Here is a 16,771-nt window from a genome sequence, read left to right as displayed (position 1 = left end):
GCCGTCGATGCAGAAGTGGCCGGGTTGCAGGCGCTATGTCGAGGCCTTTGGGGGCCTGCCAATTACGCCCGAGCAATTCGAGTTCCTGATGGGGTTCCCGATCGGGTGGACCGAACTGTAGCGCTTGGGAACGCGGTCCTGCCGGTCATCCCGCAGGCTCTCGGGCGAGCCATCATGCGCGTACGTCAGGGCATGAAGATCGCAGCATGACCGCGCCCCGTCCCGCCCCCTCCGCCCTCGTCTCGTCTCTGTTCGTCGGAGGCGGGGAATGAGCGTGTTCCGATGGTGGCTGTTCAAGAAGCTCAGCCGGTTCGGCTGGTGGGTCTGCCCCGAGCCGCAGCGATCGGATCTCTATCGGTCGATGTTCTTCGATCCGAATTGGAAGGACGCTCTCCCCCGCCCTCATTCCCAAGAGGAAAAGCCATGACGGTGAAGCCAACACGCGACCAGATCGTTGACGCCTACCTGCTGGGTGAGTTCTACGACTGCGAACCGGATGCGTATCCAGAGGGATCGGCAGCGTTCTTAGCCAACATGCGGAGGGAGTACCCCGAGCATGTCTTCTCGGGCGAGCGAGTTGCCGACCGCGTCATGCTCGCCTTCCTCTCCCCCGAGGCTCCCGCCTCCAGCAAGGAAGAAGGTGAATGACCGACGAGCCGATCCAAGAGCAGGAGTATCTTGCTGGCGTGAAGGTCGTGGACATCGGTGATCTGCGGGTGTCGAGAGGTCTGACCCGTCGTCCTGTCTCTTCCTGCCGGCATGGCCGGATGGTCTACGATCAGAACGAACGCCGCATTTGGTGCAAGGACTGCGAAAGGGATGTGGATCCGTTCGATGCGTTCGTTGGGCTGATAGAGTACTATTCTGGCGCACTGAAGACGCTGGAGCGAGATCGCAAACAGGTTGAGGAAGCGAAGGCATTTCAGCTTCGCTCCCGTGCGGCCAAGGCGATGGACGAAGCATGGCGCAGTCGGACGATGGTGCCGATGTGTCCGCATTGCAGCAACGGCTTGTTCCCCGAGCACTTCGCCAATGGTTGCGGGTCGATGCTCGGCCGCGACTACGCCGAAATGCGCTTGCGAAAGGCAAAGCAGGACAAGCCCGCCTAACCCCTTGCCCTCCCCGTTCCCCATGTGTTCCCTAGGCACATGGGGCGCAATCCTCAGATGGAGCTAAAATGATGATCCTTGTCGCTCTTCTTTCGGGTTCGCTAGTTGGCCTCGCAATTGCGTTTCTTCGCCCCGTGAACTTCCCGACCTCTGGCGAACATGCTCGATCCGCTGCCTTACGTCGGCCTGCTGCAAGATTGGGTAAGCTGTACACAGTCCGCAAGGGCGACAGCCTGTCTCAGATTGCCTTTCGTGAAACCGGGAACGCTCAGAACTGGAAGGCTCTTTATTCGCACAATGCGGGCATTATCCACTTCGAGCAAGACCGGCGGGCTACGAGGCATGGGCCTGACGCCATATTCGAGGGCGTTCAAATTAGCATCCCCCACAAGCTGGTTCGCCTCGCTTGAGGCATGGGGCAGCAGCGCAGATATCCGAGACCACCCAAGCCCCCGGTCACCCTAGGCGAGTTGCGATCTGCGGGGATCGCCACACTGACGCTCACCTGCCCGGCCTGTCGGCATCAATCGGCAATCGAGCTCGCATCTCTCCCTTGGCCTGAAACGACGACGAAAACCGAAATGTCGACAAGGTTCCGCTGTACGGCCTGCCCTCGGAAAGGCAGCGTCGATCTATCCTTCGACGATGAGCCTTGGGTGCGATACCTCCGGCGAACCGGGCAAGCCCATCGGGCTCCATGGAACGCATGCTTCATTCGGGACGAGTGACGGGACCTACTGCCCCAGCCCTGCGAATCGGCGCATGAGACACCCCGCGAACCCTGCATCGGCCCGATAGCCGAGCCTGCCGATTTGGGGCTCCACTGGCCCGATGATGAATGGCACTTCAACGGTACGCCGGATCGGCCAAAGCACCTGCAGCGGGTTGCACGCGTCCTCGATCTCGACATGGTAGACCGCTGGGCCCGGCTGCGCAGCGCTGGAAACGCGGAACGGCCGCGCGTAGCTGTTCGTCTTGCCGGGAACTCGCCCTGTGGTTGGCGGGCTGCTTTGCGTGATGAACTCGAACCGGCGGCCGCTGCTGTCGATCACGCTGGCCCTCACGCGTCGATCGCAGGCTCGATAGCGCAGGTAGACGTACTGCACCTCCCCTGCACCACCGGCCGGGATGATCGTAGGCTCTACGCGCGTCGAGATGGTTTCAGTCGGGGATGCACGATCCCCCGACCAGACGCCGACGACGGCAACGGAACAGCCGAGCAAGGCGGCGGTGAACACGCCGAAGAAGGTCTTCATCGGGGAGCTCCCTGGATGAGGTTCCAGAACTTCAGGATCTGTTCCGACAGCATGTTGGTGAAGACGAAGATGCCGAGCAGGCCGACCAGCAGCCATTTGGCGGCACGGCCGGTTCGGCGGATGGACTTCGTCAGGTCGATCGCATCGAACAGAAGGGCGCGCTGCTCCTCGCCCATCTGCCCCAATGCCTCGAGCGTTTCGACCTCTTGGTCTCGCAGCCCCGTCAGCCATTTCATCGTGTCTTCGGACGGAGTGCGGCTTTCCAGCAGCCGTTCCAGCCGGTTGGACTCGTTGACGATCGCGCTGATGGAGCTGGCTTGATCGGTTTGCGAACGCTCCACCGCATCGAGGCGCCGGAGTATGGCGGTCGTGTCGTCTGTCACCGGCTCGGCCTCATGCTATGCGGAATGGATCAGGCTTCGACCGTCTGCTTCGACCGAACGAACCCAATGATCGCCACGGCAACCCCGACCGCGCCGGCAATCGCGGCGGCAACCGTCAGGCCGGTGGCGAGATAGTCGAGAACGACGAGCTTCACGCCGGCGCCTGTGATCTGCGCGGCCGCGGCCTCCAGCCCGGCCTTCGCCTGCGCGATCACTTCGGGGCTGGCTTCGGCCAGAATGGCGGATCCGAGCGCCGCGACGCCGCCCTTCTTCACCGCCGAGATGTCGAGCGCCTTCTGCGCGCCGGGCTTGTCGCCCTGCTCTTGCCGGTAGGCGGCCAGTGCGGTCTCGGTCTGCGGCCCATAGATGCCGTCGGCGGTCAGGCCCCGCGCTTCCTGGAAGCCTTTCAGCGCCCGCTCGGTGGTCGGGCCGAAATCACCGTCCGCCTTCACCGCGTAGCCGGCGCGAACGAGAAGCGCCTGGAGCTCGCGAACGCGTGCGCCCTTCGACCCCATCCGCAGCATGCCCGCCGCCGGCTGATCCGCCCCGCCATAGGTGGCCGCGGCCGCCTTCAGCTTCGCATCGTACTTGTTCTTGGCGTAGCCTTTGCCGTTGTAGCCGCGCGCGAACGGCGCCCACCGCCCGGCACGAAGGTGATCCTCCAACCCGTTCACACGGATGAAGCGCAGCATGAGGTCGGCTTGGCCGCGCAGCCCCGATCGGGCCGTCATCACCAGTTCGTCGACGCTCTTGAAACCGAGCGCCTGCCAATGGAAGCCCATGACCTGACCGACGCCGTAGGACGCGCTCTCGTAGGCCGCCTCCCGATTAATCTGCGCGGCCTGCTCCAGTTGGCGCCAGCGTGCCGCCTGGGAAGCTGGATAGGGCTTGGTACCCCCCTTGGCGTAGGCGAGCCCGAGATTGACGGCGCGCGTCCGCTCCGCACCCGCCAAGCGGCGGTAGAAGATATGCGGCTCGAACAGGATCAGCGGGCGTTGCTGACCTTCCACGTCGGCAAACACCTTCCCGTTGCTCTCGACGTCGACGACGGCGAGGACGTGGGCCTCGGGCAGGTTGTAGGCGCGCGCGAGTTCGCCCAGCTCGCGGCGCTGTTCGTTGGTCAGCATGGGGTGCTCCAGGCACGAAAAAGCCCGGCACGAAGGCCGGGCGGGATGAGCGTCAGTTGAGGCGGGGTGACTTTGGTCACGAAAAAGCCCGCCAGGGTGAGCCAAGCGGGCTAATGAAGTTCGGTTGGAATTGAATGGTCTATCTGGGATCAGTCGGCAACGAGGACGCGACTGTATCCAGCTTCAGAGCTATTGCGTCCAAGCGACGGTTCGTAGACCCAACTTCTCGAACCAACTCGACCTGCAGCGCTTTGACTGCGTCCGACGTCGCTCGCTCCGCGCTTATCACGTCGTCGAGGTCACCCTGCATCATCAGCCCAAAATAGCCGAGAAGAGCGACGATAATGCCAAGGAGCAAGGGTACAGCACCCTTTTCGATCCACAAATCCTCACCCTCTCGCATAATTGGCTCGCTAGCTGCCTCGGGCGCCGCTCGGCGGCCCGTTGAATAAACATCGACATTTTGTAGATGCGATCCAGTACCTCCCGCTGAGATATGGTGTCTGGTTTCACCCCGGCGAACCCCTCCGCCCCCTGCGAATAGGATGCTACTGGCCACCGTCTGCCTTCGCAGCGTTCATACGGACGAAGTCCCACTCCTCTTCCGTTAGAACCAGCTGCTCCTGTAATGTGCGCATCAAATCAACCCAGCTGCTCCGGTGCATGCGGACCGCCGCTTGAATATTGTGCGTGATTGAAATTTGACCGTCCGCAAAACCAATAGCTCCGGTTGATCCGAATGAAACGAATGCCCCTTCCGGCTCCGGGAACACCCAGAACCTGCCGCTAACGGACGACGCATATCCAGATTGGAACGCTAGTAACTGGAACTGTCGATCGTCAGAGATGTCCACGACCGTTGCTTGTTCTGCTTCCGCCATTCAGCCCCCGGAGATTGTAAGCGGGATGCACAAAGCCGCACTCGATCATCATGTCAACTCTCGTGTTCAAGGGTAAGCCCTCGGCGTGAATGACAGGTCGATGAAGCAGGCCGGTGGCGCGATGACGAGTGAGTAGACAACCCGCCCGTGCTCGCGCACCTTGGGCTCGCCAGTCCGGCGGATTACGAGGCGGGGGCGATTAGGCTGTAGCCGCCGCGACGTAGGCAGCGACCGCGTTCTTGATCGCCGCGTCCTGCGCCTGCGTCTTGCTCGACCCGAGGATGGCGACCGCAAGGCTATTCACGCCCCACCCGACGAGCGTCCCGCACAGCGAGAACCCTTCGTGGATGAAGTGGACGCTCGCAGCCGACCCCGTCACCATCACGCGGTTGCCGCTGCCGTCGGTCGAGAAGCCCTGCCAGCCCGCCGCGTCCTTCCGGTTCATTGCAACGAAACCGGGGAACGACCCGACGCCTCCCGCCGTGATCGTCGATGCCTGGACAGGACGGCCAATGGCCTGCCCCGGAGAGTTGCGCCCGATCGTCAGGCCGCTGTCCGAACCCGCCTCGATCGCGTTGCCGCTGCCGTTGGCGAGGTTCGTCAGCGAGTGGAGACCCATATAGAGGTCATCCTGCTTGCAATGCCGTCCGGGCAAGGACGGGACGAAACCGCTGACGAGCTTGCCCGTCGAGCCGTCGCCCTTGTAGCCGCCCTTCGCGGTGAAGGTGACCGTGCCGACCGGAGACAAAGCCCAGCGCGAGCGACGGACGTTCTGTTGTGCCGCCTGCGCGGTTTCGTTCAGGGGCAGATAGAGCAGGTCGATCGTCGCCCAGACGTCGGCCGTCTTGAGAGCCGCGATCAGGTTGCTGATGGCGGTCAGCAGGCCAGCCGATGGGGCGGTCGTGCATCGAGCGGCATAGAACTGCGCTTCCGGAAGAACCGATCCGGCCTGCACTGTGATGGTGAAGGTGCGATCGGCATACAGGCCGCGCTCGTCGGTCGCTCGCAGCGTGACGACATAGGCGCCGTTCGCGAGGCCCGCAGGCGCGCGGAGCTGGTTCCGCCCGACGATGGCGAAGAGGCTGGCGTTCGCCCCGCCGACCACCGACCATTGGCAACGCTTGCTCGCCTCAAGTTCGAGATCGAGCACCGTCCCCGTCGGAGCGGTGAACGCGGCCGGGGTGATGATCGAGACCGGACCCGCTTGGCGCCGGAACTCGGCCTCCGCCTTCGGGTACTGACCGTCCGACAGCCGGCACTTGAACTGCGTGCTGTTGGCGTTGTTCTTGTTCCAGTAGCCGATATGGGTGACCTCGCGGTCGCGCGCCCACTCGAAGATGCCCTCGATGTATTCGGGGTAGTCGCCGTTCACCCCGAATTCGGGAATGCCGAACGGCAGGTTGCGAGCCCGGGCGAAGGCATAGGCGAAGTCGAAGCCATAGGTGCCCGCACGCTTGTCGTAGAAAGCGCGCGCTGCCGGCTTGCCGCCGCTCATGTCCGTCGTATCGACGAGGTAGGGGTCCATGCCGATGGAGGTGTAGAACCCATCGCCCGGCCAGACCGGCCGCGGATCGAACTCGCCGCCGGTGTAGCTCGTCGTCGTCGGAGCCAGAACCCAGTCGAAGCGGAACCGCGGACTGACCGACCGGAAGAGGTTGACCACGCGCTGCATGGCGGCGGCGATGATGGGCGGACGATCCGCACCCGACGACGCCGACCACGGATAGGCCGTCCGAAATGCGAACTCCCAGCCCGGACGCGTTTCGATGAAGTCGCTTTTGTCCCAAGCTGCGATGTCGCGCGCCATCTGCAGGATCGACGCGTCGTAGAGCCCTGCGTTGGTATCCTCGGCGGATTGCGTCGTGGTGCAAAGCGGGATCGCCCAATCCACCCGACCCGTGTAGCTGCCCGCAACGAAGCCTGCGATCTGGCTTTGGATCAGGGCGACGTTCTCAGCCCAGGTCGTCGCGCCGTTGTTGCTCTCGCCGAACGCATGGATCATGTCGGCGCTGGCGCCGAGCCAGGTGTTGAACTGCGCGAGTTCGGACATGCTGTCGGCTCGAACGGCGAGATAATGGCGGGCGAGGTTCAACACGCCACCCGCGCCGGGGGTGATGATGCCGGCGCCGATGGCCGAGGCGAGACTGCGCCGGTTGGCAGCAAGGCGAGCGGGAGAAACCATGCGGGTTCACCTCATGAAAAAGGCGCCACACGGGCGCCGGGAATGGGAAGGGTCAGGGATCGCGCTTGCCGCGAGGGCCGTGCCGGATGCCGCACCAAACGGCGGTTCCGATCGCCATCAGCGTGCCGACGACAGCGCCCGCGACGGGGTTGACGGTGGCGAGCGCCCGAAAGGCGCAAACGCCGAGATCGATCGAGGACGAAAGATCGAGACGGGACAGGTCGTGCGTGACGCAGCAATCCGTCAGGCTGATGCCGAACCAGACATCAGGCCAGTACGTGCACTGGTAATCGATCATGGATTAGGGGTGCGGACCGCTCACGCGTCCGGCCAATGCCGATCGTCGGCGAAGTCCGCCGGGATCTCGTCCAGATCCTTCAGCGCCCGCGCGGCGAAGGTGTGGGCGCTTTTGTGGTTCGCCGCCACCTGCCCGAAGGCCATGACCGTCGGCGCGTCCATCGGCACGAGCGAGTTGTCGGCCGCGATCCACACGAAGTCGTCCTCGCCGCCGTGCCAGCGCAGGTCGCCCGGCTTCTTGTTCTGCAGCGTCATCGCCATGTGGGCGAGCGAGGCAGCGCCGAGGATGTTCTCCCGATCTGCGGGGCGGGCCTGGAAGGCCTTGCCGGCGAAGGTGAAGCCCGCCTCGATCCGGCGATCGCGCTCGGCGTCGATGTCGGCTGCGGTTGGCATTGGCTCCGAAGGCGGCGGTGGCCGATCGACCATGATCCAGGCCTCGTTCTCGGCGTCCCATTCCGCCGTCTGCGCGTCCGTGTCGTCCGGCTTGGGCGGGGCGAGGACGAAGCCGAGCATGGCGAGATCGTCGTCGACGTAGGGCGGGGTGAAGGCGTTGTTGTCGGCGTCGTAGGCACGCTCCGGCAGGACGGCAGGCGCGCCGCCGTTGTGACGATAGAGATCGGTCATGGTTTGATCTCCGAAAAGGCAATCATGACCTGACCGGCACCGCCGATACCGCCGTTTTGCCCGGATGTCGTTGTTCCATTCCCACCGTTGCCGGGCGTCGCTCCAGGACGAGCGTTGGAGGCGTCGTGCGTCGGCAACGGAAACTGCATCCCGGCTCCGATGCCGCCCACACCACCGCCGCGGCCATCGAAGTTCGGAGGGATCGAGCCGTTGTTCTGCCCGCTTGTCGGGCGCGTACCCGCGCCGCCCCCATTGCCCCCATTCGAGTTGAGATCGAAACCAGATGCAGAGCCGCCCACGCCCCCGGCAAGAACACCGGAGCTGTTCGTGAACCCGCCCGTTCCGCCCGTCGCGACGCCTGTGGTGCCATCCGGCTTTTGGACGGTGGTGTTCCCACCAGTGCCACCCGTGGGGGCGGCCGAGGTTCCACCAGCACCGACCGCACCGATGGTGATCGAGATCGCCTGACCCTTCTGGATCTTGAACGGGTCGAACCGCCCAGCGCCTCCCCCCGCACCGCTTGCCATGTTGGATGCACCGCCATAGTACCGCCCGCCGCCGCCCGGTGCGAACGCATAGACTTCCGCATATCCATCAGCCGGCGCGGTATAGGTGTAGTTGCCCTCCCCGACGAAGGATGTGCTGACGGCGGGGGCGAGATTGACCTGACCGCCACCCGGCAGAGCGTTTCCGATGCTGCGAGCCCCGTGCTTCAGCATCACAGATCCCTTTGCGAACGGAACATGGTGATCTCGATCGCATTGACGGTTCCTCCGCGCGCCTGGAACACGGTGCCAGGCGGCAGAACGCCGAAGTCCGGCCCGAGGATGTTCACCGCCTCACCGACCTTCACCGGCCAGTTGAAGGCCAATCGCCCGCCGCCCACCGTGACGGTCACCGTCGTATCGGCGGCGCTAACATTGGTGGCGCGGATCAGCGTCGGAGTTTCCTCCTTCCCGACCGGAATGGTGTGGAAGGTCTCCAACGCTGCCGAGAGAAGCTTGACGATGGGCGCCACGCCCCGAATGCCGTTGTCGGCCATGGTTCAGCCTCCGAAATGGTTCTTGAGGGCGTAGGCAAGCCGAACCGTCTCGGCCTGGACGAAGGCGGTGGTGGCGATCGACGTGTCGCTGTCGCCAGGCGCAGGCGTCGGCGCCTTCGGGTCACCCGTGAAGGTCGGAGACGCCTTGGTCGCGTAGTTCGTCGGGTCCCACATCGCCGCGCGATCGGCGCTGGCGGCTGCGGCCACGGCACTGGCGCCAGCGGCAGCCGCGCTACTACTTGCGCCAGAGGCGTCCGATGCGGCAGCGTCCGCCAGACCCACGACTGCACGCACCAGCGTGACGAAATTGCGCAAGGAGCCGACGAAAACGCCCTTGCTGTTGCCGCCTCGGGCAAGGCCGTAGGGATTGTTCGCGGCGTCATAGGGGCCGTCGTTGACCTGGTCGAGCTCTTCGGCAGCTACGCCCTGCGCCGGTGTGAGGCTCATGGAAGACGCTCCTTCAACTGGAACTGAATATTGGCAAGGCGCGGCGCAGAGCGTTCCCAGACCGGCGGCTGACGCAGCCGAGCGAGGAAGCTGAGGCGATGCAGGTTCACCGAGCGGTAGTCGCTGACGACGAACACCTCGCCGTCGATGCCGATGCGGCGCGCCATCTCGAGGCCGCGATCCAGCGCTTCCTGCTCGGGCAGGTAGCCGTAGTTCAGCGTGTAGACCCGGAAGGGCTCGCGGTGGTCGAAGCTTTCGGCGCCCGACATCGACTTCTCGGCCGCCGTGTCGGTCTCGATGCCAAGCCCGCTGCCCAGCAGGGGGTTACGCGTCGGCTGCCAGCCCGACATGCACAACAGCCGGCCGAGGTCGATGAAGCCGTCGGCGTTGTTCGGATCGAGGATCCGAACGTCCAACGCCAGAATGCGCACGTCGTCGTCGAACACGGTGAAGGCGTTCTGCGTCAGCCCCTCGAGATCCTTCGACAGCGGTTTGCCGTCCCAGGAGTTCTCGTCCTCCCATTCGAGTTCCTCGGTGAACCCGATCCCCGGATAGGCGTCGAAAGTCGTCTGGAAGGCGATCTGCGTGCGGGCCGTATCGTAGTAGCCGACAAGCTCGATCTGCGCGGAAATGCCAAGGTTCGTGTTGCACAGGAAGAAGGCGGAAAGCTTCGCCAGCGTCGAGAAGGCGATCGTGAAGCGCGCGTCGGCTGCGCTGGCTGATGCTGAGCGCGCGATCAGTCCGAGTTCCGGATCCTGCAGGTTGGCGAGCGGGATCACCCAGTTGCCGCCCGACAAGGTGGCGCCGGGGATTTGCCCGAACCGGCCGGGAAAGGGCGCGTCCGACTTGTTGTCGTAGAACAGCTTGAGGATGCGCGGATCGTTCATGCCCAGACGTCCAGCGTGGTGAGGTTGGTGCCGTAGGTCGGAGCGATGCCGAGCACGCGCACGAGGCGCCCGGCGTCCAGCCCGTAGCGGTTCATTTGCAGCGTGGCGCAGTCCCCCGGCTCGACATGGGCCACCGTCGGGCTCGCCTGAACGATCTGAAAGCGGCGGCGCGGCGCGCGGTAGATGACGAGGAGCCGCTCCGCCTCGGCCCGCGCGTCGGCCTCCTGGACGAGGCAGCTGTCGAAGATCATCTCGATCGCGCGCGGGTGGCGCTCGGCCGTCTCCGGCGCCTCGACCTTCACCTGCCGCCATTCCTCCTTGGCGAAGGTGCGGAAGGCGTCGTCAGCGGCGACCTCCTTCAGGTCGGCTTCGGTGAACGTCGTATAGGCGCGCCCGAACCGCACCGTCAGGTTCTTGGCCGGCATGCCCTCGCCGGGATCGTCCGTCGGCAGGCGCGCGAACCCCTCGCCCCGGTCGATGATACGGTTGCGTGACAGGAGCGTGACGGGCGCCCCCGCCGGCAGTTCGAGCCGCCCGGTGCGGAAGATGCCGAAGCGGTCGGGCAGGAGCCAGGCGCCGATCGAGCCAAGCACGCTGGAGACGGCCGAGAGGATCAGCGTCTCCCCCTGCCCGATCCACAATCCGCACTCGGCCGGGTTGCCCGCGTGGAGCGCATCGAAGTCCGCGGCGTTGATCGGCACGCGCGAGCCCAGCATACGCTGTGCAATCCGCGCGGCCGAGCGATCTGCCAAGGTCGCACCCTCGGCCGCATCCACCGTCAGCGTGCCGTCAGGGCGAAGGTACGTGCGCACGAGGCCGGACGTCAGGCAGGTGGCATACTGGCCGCCGACCATCGACGCGGCCTTCAGCGCAGCGAGATCAGGATAGTCCTGCGTCGGTTCGAGCTTCACGCCGCTGTCGCGCGCGTTCTCGATCACCGCCAACGCGTTCGAGGCGACCTGGTAGACGTTGTTGAACTGGTCGACCATGACGGGCGCGATGGCCAGCGCCCGGCCGAACAGCATCGGCTTCTTGACGTCCTTCAGGTCGGTGTTGCCCTCGGCGACCGTTGCCGAGCCCGCCGTCGTCGTGCCGAGATAGGCGTCCGGCTGGATCGCCTCGCGCAGGAGTTCCAGCCGGTCCATCAACCGGATCTGCACCTCGCGGCCGGTGAAGCTCGCCTGATCCATCGTGCCGACGAGAACCGTCTCGCGCGACGCCCACGGGCTGTTCACCCGCTTCACCGACCAGATGCGGATCGCCCGCCCGTCGAGCGCCAGATCATCGAACAGGTCGAGCTTGCCGTCGGCGTTGTTGAGGACCACCTCGCCAACGCCGACCTCGCTGGTGCCGTAGGTGCGGCCCTCGCCGAACAGGTGGCGCTCGTAGTTCCCCGGGTCCTTCAGGCGCGAGCGGAACACGGCGTTCGACGGATCGTCGCCGGGCTTCGTCGTGTAGGGCCGCGAGCCGAAGCGCAGCGTCACCGCCTCGCCCGTCATCTCGTGAACGGCGTCGATTTCCACCAGAATGATCATGCGGCCTTCCCGGATTTGATCGCCGCGCGCCGCGAGGCGTAGGCGGACTGCTGCGCGGCCGACGACACGCGGTTGGTCGCCTCGATCGTCCCGCCGAACCCGTCGCCGAGGATGTCCGCGATGCGGTCCAGCCGGGCAGCGAGATCGCGCACGTCGCCGCGCGAAGCGAAGGCGTCCGGCCGGTCGAGATTGGCCGCCTGACGGCTGATCACGGCCGTCTGAGGATAGGGATCGCGCACGAGGCCAAGCCGCATGGCATCGACGCGAGCCACGCCGCCGCCGCGCGCGACGTCGTCCTGGTTCCAGACGACCTCGCCGCGGTGGACGACGCCAGCGACTTCCTTGCGCCCGCCCGCCCCGGTGTAGCCGCCGGTGTCGTAGTTCATACCGGCATAGCGCTGCTCGATCGCGCGCAGGATCGCCTGATCCGACGGCTTCATCGACGCAATCCAGGAGTTCCACCCGCCCGAGCCGAAGGCGCCGGTGTAGTCGTAGCCGGCGGCCGAAGCCGCCTTCACCATCGCCTTGTTGCGCTCGGGGTTGAGGCCCCAGTTGCGATTGTCGTTGACCGCCTTCTGACTCTTCAGGAAGTCCGATAGCGCCTTCTCGATGTTGAGGTTCGACCCGGCGATATCCTTCAGGAAGGCCGCCTGCTTCTCCATCGTCGTCAGCTGGCTCGTCGCCTTGCCCTCGGCCGCCTTCAGCGACGCGCTGACGCTGTTGAAGATGGCGACGTATTCGGGGCTCGTCTTGAAGTAGTCCTTGGCCTTCGACAGGAGGTCGCCGGCCGCGCCCGTCAGCGAGGACATCGCCTCCTTGTCGCCCGCGTTCGCCTTGGCCAGCGTCTCGTTGTAGATCCGCTGCGCCTCGGCCACCTGGTCGGCCTGGCTCAGCGTCGCGGTGTCGCCCAGCTGCAGCTTGTCGCGGAACGAGGCGATCCCGTCCCGGTAGCTCAGCATCGTCTGATAGACGGTCTGCAGCTGCGCCTTCGAAGCCTCGAACGCGGACAGGGCCGCCTGCTGGGCTTCCTCCGCGATCTGCGTCGCCGTCTTCGTCGCGCCGGTGAAGGCGTGAACGACGCCCGTCAGCTGCGGGAAGGCCTTCACCAGCTCGGCAAAGGCATCGCCGGTGAGTTCGGACCCGTCGACAATGCTCTGCGCCGCCAGCGTGAACCACTTCGTCACGACGGCCGGATCTTTGCCGAGAAGCGCGGCATCCGACAGGCCGGTGTCGCGCTCCTTCAAGAGGCTCGTCACGTCGTTGAGGTAGCCGACGTTCGACAGCTCGTTGATGCGGCTCTGGAAGTCCTGCTCCCAGCTCTCGCCGAGCGCCTTGATCGCCGCCGGCAGCTTGCCTTCGAGCCGGGCCGCCGCATCGTCGGCCGTCAGGCCGAGATCCATCAAGACCTTCTTCGCGCCGAGGAAGCCACCGTCGAGCCGCTGGAGCTCGGTGGCGACGTCCGACATCGGCTCGACCACGTCCATCGATTTGAGGACCTGCTCGATCGCGGCGTCCGTCACTTCCTTGACGCGGCGCCCCTGCTCGTCAGGCCGGTAGCTCAGCGCCTCGGTGGTGTCGTCGATGACCTGCAGCAGCTGCTGGCCGAGCTTGTAGATCTGGTTCCGACCGTCCGCGAGCGGGCTGTCGATGCCGAGACCCTTCTTCAGCATCTCGATCGTGGGATCGATCGTCTCGCGGAAGGCGTCGCGGATCCGATGGTGCTGGCCGAACATGGCCGTGCCCACGTCGATGAACGACTGGCTCGAATTATTCTTGCCATACTTCCAGGCCGCGCCGCCGGCCTCGCGGAACTTGTCGAAGTTCGCGATGTCGGTCGCGAAATAGTCCGACAGGCCCGACGTCGGCATGCTCGTCTTGGATTGCTTCTGCCAGGCGAGGTAGTCGCCCTGCATCGCGTCCCACGCGGCTGCCTGCTCGCGGTGCTTGGCCTCGCGCTCTTTCTTGTTGAACAGGTTCTTGGCGAGACCGCCGAGAACGCCGCCCGCGACGCCGGCCGCGATCCCGAGCGGGCCGAGGCCCATGCCGATCGCACCAAGGCCGCCCGTCAAAGCCCCGGACAAGGGACCGCCCGACACGCCCGCGCCGAAGGCCCCAAGCGCGTTCATGGCGCCTTGGCCGAACGGGGACTTCAGGAGGTTCTGGAGCTTGCTGCCGATGGTGGTGCCGCCGGAGGGTGCGCTCGCGTCGAAGCGGCCTGCCGAATAGCTTTCGGGCGTGCCGATCTTCCGCTGGTAGTCTTCGAGGCCTTGGCTGACGCCCTTCGCCAGCGTCTTCTGTTCCGTCGCAACGGAGCGAGCGGAGCCACCACCTCGCGCGCTGGCGAGCTCGATATGCCAGTTCTCATTCGAAAGGGGGAACGCCAGACCATATTTCCCGGCGTTGTTATGAACCCACTCCCGAGCCGATACGGATCCGTATCCGAGATCGGCGGCATTGCCGTGGTTGTGCTGAGAATTACCTGGGGGAGCCACCCACTTTCTGGCAGCCGAAACCGAACCGTACTTCTTTAGCGCGGCGTCGAACAACTCGGCCTGACGGGCGACCGATCGGAATCCGGAATTGATCGTGAGCGACGCTTTGACCGCCTGAGGCGCCGCCTCGAACATGTTCGTTAGCGCGGACGCGAACTCCTTGTTCATTCCGGTGATGTGCGAGCGGTTCTTGCCCGCTCCCAGCATCGACGTCAGGAGGTTGCTGGATACGTTTTGCGTGACGGTCTGCACCAGCGCCGCTGTCGTTGCGCGCGCTGCCGGCGTGGGGACCGGCACATTCAGAGGCGCCATCGATACGGTCGAGGTGCCCCCGCCCCGCGACGCTCCACCGGTGAGACCTGACAAGGCTGCCAGCACGCCGCCGCCGGACGTGGATGCCGATCCTCCCTTGCCGAAGACGGTATCCATGATCTTGTCGAGACCGACCGATGCGAACTGCCGACCAAAACCGGCCAGCGTCTGCGTGATCGTCTTCAGGGCATCGTCGCCCGATCCGATGGATTCGATCAGGTCGAGGAACGCCTCCTTACCGGCGTCCCGCATTTCGTAGAAGGCGTCGTTGGTTTGATGCAGGCGCTCGTTTAAACGCAGCTGCGCGGCATCGGCGCGCCCTTGGACGCTGTCGAACTCCACGCCGATCGAACGCAGCTGTTCGGCGATGCGCTGATCTTCGGGCGAGCGGGTGGCCTGTTGACGGTCGAACAGGAGGTCGCGTTCGAAGTTCAGGCGCTGCGTCGCATCCGTGAGGCGCCCCACCTCGGCGGCCTGGCGGCGCATCTCATCCGTTAGATGGACCTGCGCTTCGTCGAACCCGGCCGAGCGCGCGGCGTCCTTCGCCTGCGCCAGAAGATCGAACTCGGTGCGCAGCCGGGCCACCTCGCCGGCAGACTTGCCGACGAGGTCGTATTCCAGCTGAGCCTGGGCGATCTGCCGCTCGGTCGCCAGCGTCTGCTGGCGCCCGGCTTCGGACAGTTGCTGGCGAGCCTGCGCCAGCGACAATGCGCTTGCCTCTGCCTGGCGCGCCCGCGCGTCGCTCTCCAACTGCCCGGCCGCGATCGCGTCGTTGTAGGCGCGCTGACCAGCGGTCGCCGCCTTCTGCGCGGCTGTGATGTCGGTGACCGCCTTCAGATCGAGTTCATAGCCGGCACGCCGCGCGGTCTCGGCGCGTGTCGTCTCGATGGTGGCAGCCTGCACCTCAGCTTCGATACGCTGACGGGTGGCGGCGATCGCGGTGGCCGCACCGTTCGTCCGCTCCAGCTCGGCGATCTCCGCCGAACGAGCCATAGCGGTCCTCGAGCGCCTTGAGGGCCTTCGCCTGCTTGTCCAGGGCTTCGGTGGCCGTCGGGATCTTCTCGCCGAGCGTCATGGCATAGGCGGTGGCAGCCACCCCCAGCCCAGCCAGCACCGTCCCGACAGGCCCAAGCGCGCGCACGGCAGCGGCGCCCATCTCCAAGGCCGACGTTCCGATAGCCTTCAGCGAACCGCGAACGCCCTTCGGATGGTCGCCCAGCGCTTGGACGACTTGACCCGCCTGAGAGGCGATGATCTGGAACGGGTTCGCCCCCATGGCGAGCATCGTTCCGATGTCGTTCAGCTGGTAGCCGAGGTTGGTCACCTGATGCGACGACAGTTTCAGGTTGTCATTTGCGGGCTTGAGCTTGTCGGCGGTTTCCTTGAAGCGCTGATTGGCGAGCGCGGTGGCCTTCGACATCTCCTCGGCATCGATCGTCCCGGCGATGAGCAACTTGTCGTACTGCGCAAGCTCCGAGTTGAGCTTCGTCTGTGCCGCGGAGAGGGGGTCGAGTTCGGCCTTGAGCTTCGCGGCGGCGACCGCCAGCTGCGCTTGAGCTTCCGCTTGATCCTTGATGGCGGATTGCTGCGCCTGCGCATTGCGAAGCGCTTCCTTGGCCGCCTCGCGCTGCGCGGCCGAGACCTTCGCGGTGTTCCCGAGGATCGACGTCAGACCGGACGCATCGACGTCCATCTTCAGTTGCGGCGCGACCACCCGCTGCAGCTGCTGCTGCAAACCTTGGATCGAGCGCTGGTATTGCTCCACGGTAAGCTTGCCGGCGTCGAGACCGGTGGTCGCAGCGCGCACGCCGCGCTCATACGCCGTCCAGGCTGCCGGAGCGCCGGCCAGTTGGCGCTGCAGCCGATCGACCTCACGCTCGACCGTGCCGATCTTCTTCGCGGATGAATCGGTGCTGCGGGTGAAATTTTCTACGCCACGGGCCGCACCACCAGCCGCGCCCTGCAGTTTGCCGAGCGCGGCAGCGGTCTGCGAGACCCCCTGCTCTTCAGCTCGGAAAGTCGCAGTTGTTACGGTCCGATTGGCCATGACATATCCACGAGTGACCGCCTACTGGAGTAGGCTGGCGACATGATCGATGCAGGGAGGATGCGGTCTTGGGTCTCAGAGCTTGGAAACTGACCGCAAGCGGGCTGCTCGCGCTGCTCGCGAGCGGGATGCAAACCACTGGAGCGGAGA

Annotated in this window: 16 protein-coding genes; 2 read left to right on the top strand and 14 right to left on the bottom strand. The window is 65.3% G+C overall.

What is annotated here, in order from left to right:
• The first annotated feature begins 423 nt into the window (after nucleotides 1-423).
• Entirely contained in the window at nucleotides 424-648 is a 225-nt protein-coding gene (locus H7A85_RS18730) for a hypothetical protein (RefSeq protein ID WP_182422041.1), read from the top strand.
• On the top strand, nucleotides 645-1,109 hold the full coding sequence (locus H7A85_RS18725; RefSeq protein WP_182422040.1) for a hypothetical protein: 465 nt from the start codon (nucleotides 645-647) through the stop codon (nucleotides 1,107-1,109). Before H7A85_RS18730 ends, H7A85_RS18725 begins: the two co-directional genes overlap by 4 nt.
• A 734-nt stretch (nucleotides 1,110-1,843) precedes the next feature.
• Here the strand turns inward: H7A85_RS18725 and H7A85_RS18715 are convergent.
• The 14 genes from H7A85_RS18715 to H7A85_RS18650 all read right to left on the bottom strand — a co-directional run bounded on the left by H7A85_RS18715 (nucleotide 1,844) and on the right by H7A85_RS18650 (nucleotide 16,621).
• A complete protein-coding gene (locus H7A85_RS18715) occupies nucleotides 1,844-2,365 on the bottom strand; it encodes a hypothetical protein (protein ID WP_182422038.1) in 522 nt (173 codons plus the stop codon).
• Complete coding sequence (locus tag H7A85_RS18710; protein WP_182422037.1) at nucleotides 2,362-2,748, bottom strand: hypothetical protein; 387 nt, start codon at nucleotides 2,746-2,748, stop codon at nucleotides 2,362-2,364. Before H7A85_RS18710 ends, H7A85_RS18715 begins: the two co-directional genes overlap by 4 nt.
• A gap of 29 nt (nucleotides 2,749-2,777) precedes the next feature.
• Complete coding sequence (locus tag H7A85_RS18705; protein WP_182422036.1) at nucleotides 2,778-3,875, bottom strand: N-acetylmuramidase domain-containing protein; 1,098 nt, start codon at nucleotides 3,873-3,875, stop codon at nucleotides 2,778-2,780.
• 548 nt (nucleotides 3,876-4,423) lie between these two features.
• The gene (locus H7A85_RS18700; protein ID WP_182422035.1) at nucleotides 4,424-4,756 is read right to left on the bottom strand and encodes a hypothetical protein; all 333 of its coding nucleotides are present in this window, start codon (nucleotides 4,754-4,756) and stop codon (nucleotides 4,424-4,426) included.
• A 199-nt stretch (nucleotides 4,757-4,955) separates the two neighbouring features.
• Nucleotides 4,956-6,938 (bottom strand): hypothetical protein, encoded by a 1,983-nt coding sequence (locus H7A85_RS18695; RefSeq protein ID WP_182422034.1) that lies wholly within the window; start codon nucleotides 6,936-6,938, stop codon nucleotides 4,956-4,958.
• Nucleotides 6,939-6,990: 52 nt separating this feature from the next.
• Nucleotides 6,991-7,236, bottom strand: coding sequence for a hypothetical protein (locus H7A85_RS18690; protein ID WP_182422033.1), 246 nt, complete (start codon nucleotides 7,234-7,236; stop codon nucleotides 6,991-6,993).
• Nucleotides 7,237-7,256: 20 nt separating this feature from the next.
• Nucleotides 7,257-7,859: a DUF4376 domain-containing protein gene (locus tag H7A85_RS18685; RefSeq protein ID WP_182422032.1), complete on the bottom strand. Its 603-nt coding sequence runs from the start codon at nucleotides 7,857-7,859 to the stop codon at nucleotides 7,257-7,259.
• Nucleotides 7,856-8,578 carry a hypothetical protein gene (locus tag H7A85_RS18680; protein ID WP_182422031.1) on the bottom strand — a complete coding sequence of 241 codons (723 nt, stop codon included), beginning with the start codon at nucleotides 8,576-8,578 and terminating at the stop codon, nucleotides 7,856-7,858. The genes H7A85_RS18685 and H7A85_RS18680 overlap by 4 nt, the downstream gene beginning before the upstream one ends.
• On the bottom strand, nucleotides 8,578-8,901 hold the full coding sequence (locus H7A85_RS18675) for a hypothetical protein (protein WP_182422030.1): 324 nt from the start codon (nucleotides 8,899-8,901) through the stop codon (nucleotides 8,578-8,580). Before H7A85_RS18675 ends, H7A85_RS18680 begins: the two co-directional genes overlap by 1 nt.
• 3 nt (nucleotides 8,902-8,904) lie before the next feature.
• The gene (locus H7A85_RS18670) at nucleotides 8,905-9,348 is read right to left on the bottom strand and encodes a hypothetical protein (RefSeq protein ID WP_182422049.1); all 444 of its coding nucleotides are present in this window, start codon (nucleotides 9,346-9,348) and stop codon (nucleotides 8,905-8,907) included.
• On the bottom strand, nucleotides 9,345-10,235 hold the full coding sequence (locus tag H7A85_RS18665) for a hypothetical protein (protein WP_182422029.1): 891 nt from the start codon (nucleotides 10,233-10,235) through the stop codon (nucleotides 9,345-9,347). Before H7A85_RS18665 ends, H7A85_RS18670 begins: the two co-directional genes overlap by 4 nt.
• Nucleotides 10,232-11,770 (bottom strand): hypothetical protein, encoded by a 1,539-nt coding sequence (locus H7A85_RS18660; RefSeq protein ID WP_182422028.1) that lies wholly within the window; start codon nucleotides 11,768-11,770, stop codon nucleotides 10,232-10,234. The genes H7A85_RS18665 and H7A85_RS18660 overlap by 4 nt, the downstream gene beginning before the upstream one ends.
• Complete coding sequence (locus H7A85_RS18655) at nucleotides 11,767-15,567, bottom strand: M15 family metallopeptidase (RefSeq protein ID WP_182422027.1); 3,801 nt, start codon at nucleotides 15,565-15,567, stop codon at nucleotides 11,767-11,769. The genes H7A85_RS18660 and H7A85_RS18655 overlap by 4 nt, the downstream gene beginning before the upstream one ends.
• Nucleotides 15,479-16,621, bottom strand: coding sequence for a phage tail length tape measure family protein (locus H7A85_RS18650; protein WP_182422026.1), 1,143 nt, complete (start codon nucleotides 16,619-16,621; stop codon nucleotides 15,479-15,481). The genes H7A85_RS18655 and H7A85_RS18650 overlap by 89 nt, the downstream gene beginning before the upstream one ends.
• Nucleotides 16,622-16,771 lie beyond the last annotated feature (150 nt).

The organism is Aureimonas sp. ME7 (assembly GCF_903970965.1).
In the GTDB taxonomy this organism is placed as follows: Bacteria; Pseudomonadota; Alphaproteobacteria; order Rhizobiales; family Rhizobiaceae; genus Aureimonas.
This window is presented reverse-complemented; position numbering and strand designations above follow the sequence as displayed.